The following is a 6,158-nucleotide window of genomic DNA, read 5'->3' on the forward strand; positions in this document are numbered from 1 at the left end:
TTCTATGACGCGAACGCAGCCCGCCGGTGCGTTCCGACGAATAATCGCAACACCCGGCCCCGGGGTCAGGAGTTGAACCCATGCACGACGCGCCGACGATCGATCCTTCCTTCGCCCTGTCGGGCGAGGAGCGCGCCATCCTCACCCACCTGAGCGCGCACCGCCCCGCGCTGGTGCAGGCCTTCCTCGCGCACGTCCCCGATGGACGCCGCGGAATCGCCCGGCGCCTGCTCCAGGCCCTGGTGCGCGAGCAGCTGGTCGAACCGGAGCGCGTTCGCTTCGAGGCAACGGCGCGCCTCGTCGTCACCCTGGACGGCCGTCAGCGGATCGAGGCGCGCCTCGCGCGTCGCCTGAGCCTCGGACGCTTCGACCTGGAGGGGCCGATCGTCCATCATTCCCCCGGACGGAGCGCCGTCATCGACGCGCCCGAACACTTGCTCGCGCTTTTCCGGCCGATCCTGCGCCAAGCCTGCGACGCGCCGAGCTTCGCGCGCTTTTCCCGCGAGCTCGAGAACAGCGCCGCCAACTACGCCCTGGCGCTCGCGGGTGCGAGTGAGCGCCGGGCCTCACTGGCAGCCGAGGCCCTCGCACTGGGTACCCGCGACGCGCTGAGCTTCGCCAGTGCCCGCCAGGCGCATGACGCCACCTTCAGCCCCCTGGCCTTCTTCGAGCAATGGGTGGTGGACGGGCACCCCCTGCACCCGGGCGCCAAGATCAAGCTGGGGCTCACCCCGGCCGAGGTCATCGCGCACTCGCCCGAGTGGGGGGCCGAGCCGCTCGTGCGCCTGGTGGCCGTCGAGAAGGCCTCCTGCCGCGTGACCACCGCCCGCGGCAGGACACCCTCCGAGCTGCTAGCCGCCGAGTGGCCCGAGCACGTCCAGGCAGCCGAGCGCGAACTGGCCGAGCGCGGGCTGGCCCCGGCGGCCTACGAGCTTATCCCCGTGCACCCCTGGCAGCACGACCGGAAGCTGCCTTCCATGTACGCCGAGGCCCTCGCCTCGGGCGCGATCGTCACGCTCGACGTCCCGGCCCTGCCGACCCGAGCGCTCATGTCCTTCCGCTCGCTCGCTCCCATCCAGCACCGGGGCGAGGGCAAGCACCACCTCAAGACCTGCGTCGACGTCCAGCTCACAGGCGCCGTGCGGATCATCACCCCCCAGTCGATCCACAACGGCCCGGCCCTCTCGGCCCTGCTCGGCGAAATCCAGGCGTGCGAGGGAGGCTTCGACGGCCGCTTCGTGGTGCTGGAGGAGGAGGCGGGGATCTGCTACGTCGATCGCAACCCCGCCCTCACGGAGCAGGCGCGCCACGCTTCGAGCAAGAGCCTGGCCGCCCTCTTCCGGGAGAACCCCGAAGACCACGTGGGCCCGGGCGAGATCGCCCTGGCGGGCTCCAGCCTGATCGCGCGCTCGCCCATCTCGGCGCGCCCCGTGGTGGTCGAGGCCATCGAGGCCTTCGCGCGCGCCGAGGGCCACCTCGACCCCGAGGCCGCCGCGATCGCCTTCGTCCGGCGCTACGCCGAGATCGCCCTGCCGGGCTTCCTCACCCTCATGAGCCGGTACGGCGTGAGCATGGAGGGCCACCTCCAGAACAGCGTGGTCGTCCTGAAGGACGGCGCGCCCGTCCGGCTCGTCGTGCGCGACCTGGGCGGGGTCCGGGTGCTGCTCGAGCGCCTGGAGCGCCGGGGGCTGACGGTCGCCTTCCATCCGGAATCGGCCACCGTCACCCGGGACGTGGAGGCGCTTCGCAACAAGCTGAGCTACCCCGTCTTCCAGAACCACCTGGGCGAGGTGATAGCGGCCATCCACCGCGCCCTGGGGCCACGCGAGGAGGCCCTCTGGACTCAGGTGGCCGAGGTGGGCCGTTCGGTCTACTCCAGCCTCAAGCAGGACCCTGCGATCGCCGAGCAAGCAGCCTCCGACGAGGCCGCCCTCTTCGCTCCCACCGTCGCGCTCAAGGCCATGGCGACCATGCGCCTCTTGGGCGACGTGACGCGCTACACCTTCGCCCCGGTCGAAAATCCCCTGCATGCCCACGAGGGGGTCGCATGATCGGCCGGCTCGTGCCGCACGATTGTCTCTCGGCCGACGAGGCACGGCTCCTCGACGCGCTCGGGGCTTGCGCCCCCGAGCTGAGAGCCGCCTACCTGGCGGCGCTACCCAAGGCGCGCAAACGAACCCTCCTGCGCCTTGCCGCCGCCCTGGTCCGAGAGGGGCTGCCGGGGGTTGCCGAGCTCTCGCTCCCCATCAGCGGGCGCCACGCGTTCGGGCGCGCGGCGCTGGACGAGCGCCTCGCCGAGCGATACCCGGACGCCGGGGGCCTGCTCGAGGCCGCGGCCGCGCGCGGGCATGCCCCCGACCTGGCCTGGGGGAGCTTCGCCCGCGAGCTCGACAACGCAAGCGCCAACCAGGCGCTCGCCTACGCCCACTGGGAGGGCCGCAAGAAGCAGATCCGCGCGGCCTCGTTCGGCGCGTGCGACGCCCTCGGCTACGCCCTGGCCCGAAAAGCCGCCGATCCGCACTTCAGCGCGAGCCTGTTCTTCGAGCAGCTCTGCGTGGAGGGCCACAACCTTCACCCCGGCGCCAAGACCAAGCTGGACATGGCGCCAGGCGACGTGCTGCGCTACTCGCCCGAGTTCGAGGGCGCCCCCGAGCTGCGCCTGGTGGCCATCCGGCGCGAACACGCCGAGTGGGCGTCTCTCGACGGAGCCACGCCCGACGTGCTGCTCTTCAACGCCCATCCCGAGCTCGCGAGAAGCGCCGGGCGCGAGCTGGAAGCCATGGGGCTCGGGCTCGACGAGGTGGTGCTCGTTCCGGTCCACCCGTGGCAGGCCGCGCACGCCCTGGAGGCGATCTACGGCGACGACCTGAAAGCCGGGCGCCTCTTCCTGCTCGCACAGGCGCGCATCCCGGCGCGTGCGACCACGTCGTTCCGGACGGTGGTGCCCCCCGCGCACCCGGGCGCTTTCGCCCTCAAGGTCGCGGTCAACAGCCAGATGACCTCGACGGTGCGCTCCATCTCGGTCCAGAGCACCCAGAACGCCCCGCGGGTCACGCGGCTGATCCGCGCGATCATCGACCGGGAGCCCACCCTCCGCGAGACCTTCGTGCCGGTCTGCGAGGTGGCGGGCGTCAGCTTCCGGCCCGACCCTCAGGAGGCCGACCCGGCGCGGCGCGCCCTCAAGCTGCGCAACCTCTCGGCCATCTGGCGCGAGGACGTGGAGGCCCTCGTGCGCCCCGGCGAGATCGCCGTGAGCGGCTCGGCCCTGTACGCCGAGTCCCCCCTGAGCGCAGCGCCCGTCCTCGTCGAGATCCTGCGCGCGTTCGCCGCGAGCAGCGGCGAACGCAGCCTCACGCGTGCGGCGATCGACTTTCTGGGACAGTACGCGAGCATCTGCCTGGGCGGCTACCTCACCTTCATGGTGCGCTACGGCATCGGCCTGGAGGGCCACCTCCAGAACAGCGTGCCGGTCTTCGATCAGGGCGCAAAACCGGTCAGGATGCTTTTCCGGGACTGGGGGGGCGTCCGCGTCTACCCGCCTCGCCTCGCGCGCCACGGCCTGAAGGCGGAGCTCTACCCGGATTCGGTGACGGTGGCGCGCGACGCGCGCGAGATGCAGAACAAGGTCTTCAACACCGTCTACCAGAACCACCTGGCCGAGATCGTGTTGCTGCTCTGCGCCCATGCGGGTGTCGCCGAGGAGCGCCTCTGGCGGCGCGTCCACGACGTGACCGAGCGGATCCTGGTTGCGCTCGAGCGCAACCGCGAGGACGTGCCGGCCGTCCAGGAGGACCGCGCGGCGCTCTACCGGCCCGTCGTCGCTCACAAGGCCCTCGCCACCATGCGCCTGCGCCCCGACCACCCCGGTTACTGCTATGTCGACGTCCCCAATCCCCTCGCCGCCTTCGACCGCTGAAGCGCGCGGCTACCGCGCCTTCATGGCAGGCAGCCTGGTCGGGCGGATCGGCGACTGGCTCGACCTGGTGGCGCTCAACTGGGCCACCCTCCAGCTCACCGACTCGGCCTTGCACCTGGCGCTTGTCAACGTAGCCCGCCTCGCGCCCGTCTTCGCCCTCAGCGTGCCGGCCGGGGTCATGGCCGATCGCCACGACCGGCGGCGGCTCCTGATGCTGATCCAGGTGCTCGGCGCAGCGCTCACCCTCCTGCTCGGCCTGCTCGTCCACCTCCAGGCCGCCTTCGGGGCCTTCACCCTGGTGGTGACGCTTCGTGCCTGCTTGAGCGCCATGGACGCGCCCGTGCGCAACGCGCTGTTGCCGAACCTCGTCCCCCCCCGGCGCATGGCGCGGGCCGTCGCCCTCAACGCGGCGCAGATGAACCTCGCGCGCGTGATCGGGCCTGCGATCGCAGGCGGCATGCTCGCCGTCGCCCCGGCGCCATGGCTCTTCGCCCTCAACGCCATCAGCAGCCTGGTGGCGCTCGCGAGCCTGTTCTTCGTCCCGGCCGCCGCGCACGGCGCGCGAAGGGCCCCGGCGAATGGCGGGGTGAAGGAGGCGATCGCCTTCGTGCGCGCTGCGCCCACGGTGCAGTCGCTCCTGGTCCTTGCGATCGCGCCGATGGTCTTCGGCTTCCCCTACACCGCCATGCTTCCCCTGTTCGTGCGCGACCTGACGGGCCTGGGTCCGACCGCCTTCGGCGGCCTGCTCAGCGTCTCGGCGCTGGGGGCGCTGGTGGGCGCGGGGCGGCTGGCCGTCGTCCACGAGGGACAGGAGGCGGGCAAGTGGCTCATCGTGTCGCTCGCGGGCTTCGGCCTCTCGCTCGGGCTCTTCATGCTCTCGAAGGGATGGGTGCCGGCGGTGATCGCCATGTTCCTGGTGGGCCTCACGAGCCAGACCTACCGCACCATGAGCCGGATCACCCTCCAGGGGGCGATCCCGGACGCGCTGCGCGGCAGGATCCTGAGCATCGCCCTCATGGACCGGGGCTTCATCCCGCTAGGCACCTTGCTGGTGGGCGGGATCGCCGAGCGCTTCGGCACCGGCTGGGCGGGCCTCTTCATGGCGCTCGCGAGCCTCGCGCTGACCGGGACCGTCCTCCTGGTGCGGCCCGAGATCTGGCGCATCTCTTCCGAGCTAACCAAATCATGGGATTGATTTAACCTCACCTTGGGAAACTTTCGGGCGCGAGGGGCGAAATAACAGTATCTGAACCCTCTGGCACGAAAGGACGGCACCCCCAATGATGAAGCGCACGATCTCGAAGATGACCGCCGGCAGCTTGCTGAGCCTCTTCCTCCTCGCGGGCTGCGGGACCGTGCCCGGCCTCTCGGTCCAGAACGGCGAAGGCGTCAATTCGCTCGCCAAGTCCACCTTCAAGTACACCCTCGGCGCCGACATCTCGAAGGACCCGGGCGTCGAGATGGACGAGGCCTACAGCACCCAGGCCGCACTGCCCCAGGTGGTCGATCTGCGCTCGGACTTCAGCCCCGTCGGCAACCAGGGCCAGTTCGGCTCCTGCACCTCGTTCGCCACCATCAAGGGCCTGCAGGAGTTCCTGCTCAAGAAGCAGGGCCGCTACGAGGCCCAGGCACCCGCCTACCTCTGGTACCAGGCGCGTCGCCAGACCGGCGGCAAGGGCCAGGACACCGGGGTGCCCACCGAGTTCGCGATGAAGATGCTCGACGCCTACGGCAGCGCCCCCGAGAAGGACTTCCCCTACCTCGAGGCCGCCAAGCAGAAGGACGAGGCCGCCCGCAAGGAGTTCCTCGAGCGCCAGCCGGGTAGCGCCCTCGAGACCAAGGCCAAGAAGAACCGCGTCATGACCGGCTACAGGGTCGTCACCAAGCTCAGCGCCATCCGCAAGGGCCTGGCCGACGGGGTGCCCGTGGTGCTCGCGATGCGCGTCTACAGCAGCATCGGCAAGACCGGCAAGAACGGCATGCTCCCGATGCCCACGGCCAAGGACGAGTTCCAGGGCGGCCACGCGGTCATCGCCGCCGGCTACGACAACGAGAAGAAGGTCCTCATCGTCCGCAACTCGTGGGGCAGCGACTGGGCCGACGGCGGCTACTTCTACATGCCCTACGAGTACGTCAAGCAGGGTCACGTCCGCCTCGCGATCGTCCCCAAGATCTAAGCAAACCAAAATTCACTCCAAAACGACGCCCCCTCGCCAGATCTGGCGAGGGGGCGTCGTTTTGG

At 70.6% G+C, this 6,158-nt stretch carries 4 protein-coding genes; all 4 read left to right on the forward strand.

The annotated features are described in order from the left end of the window. Positions 1–80 precede the first annotated feature (80 nt). The 4 genes from V6D00_07170 to V6D00_07185 all read left to right on the forward strand — a co-directional run bounded on the left by V6D00_07170 (position 81) and on the right by V6D00_07185 (position 6,093). On the forward strand, positions 81–2,051 hold the full coding sequence (locus V6D00_07170) for an IucA/IucC family protein (GenBank protein HEY9898947.1): 1,971 nt from the start codon (positions 81–83) through the stop codon (positions 2,049–2,051). Then, positions 2,048–3,916: an IucA/IucC family protein gene (locus V6D00_07175; protein ID HEY9898948.1), complete on the forward strand. Its 1,869-nt coding sequence runs from the start codon at positions 2,048–2,050 to the stop codon at positions 3,914–3,916. Before V6D00_07170 ends, V6D00_07175 begins: the two co-directional genes overlap by 4 nt. 22 nt (positions 3,917–3,938) lie before the next feature. Then, positions 3,939–5,111: an MFS transporter gene (locus V6D00_07180; GenBank protein HEY9898949.1), complete on the forward strand. Its 1,173-nt coding sequence runs from the start codon at positions 3,939–3,941 to the stop codon at positions 5,109–5,111. Between the two features lie 88 nt (positions 5,112–5,199). Then, positions 5,200–6,093 (forward strand): C1 family peptidase, encoded by an 894-nt coding sequence (locus tag V6D00_07185; GenBank protein HEY9898950.1) that lies wholly within the window; start codon positions 5,200–5,202, stop codon positions 6,091–6,093. Positions 6,094–6,158 lie beyond the last annotated feature (65 nt).

The organism is Pantanalinema sp. (genome assembly GCA_036704125.1).
Taxonomy (GTDB): domain Bacteria; phylum Cyanobacteriota; class Sericytochromatia; order S15B-MN24; family UBA4093; genus JAGIBK01.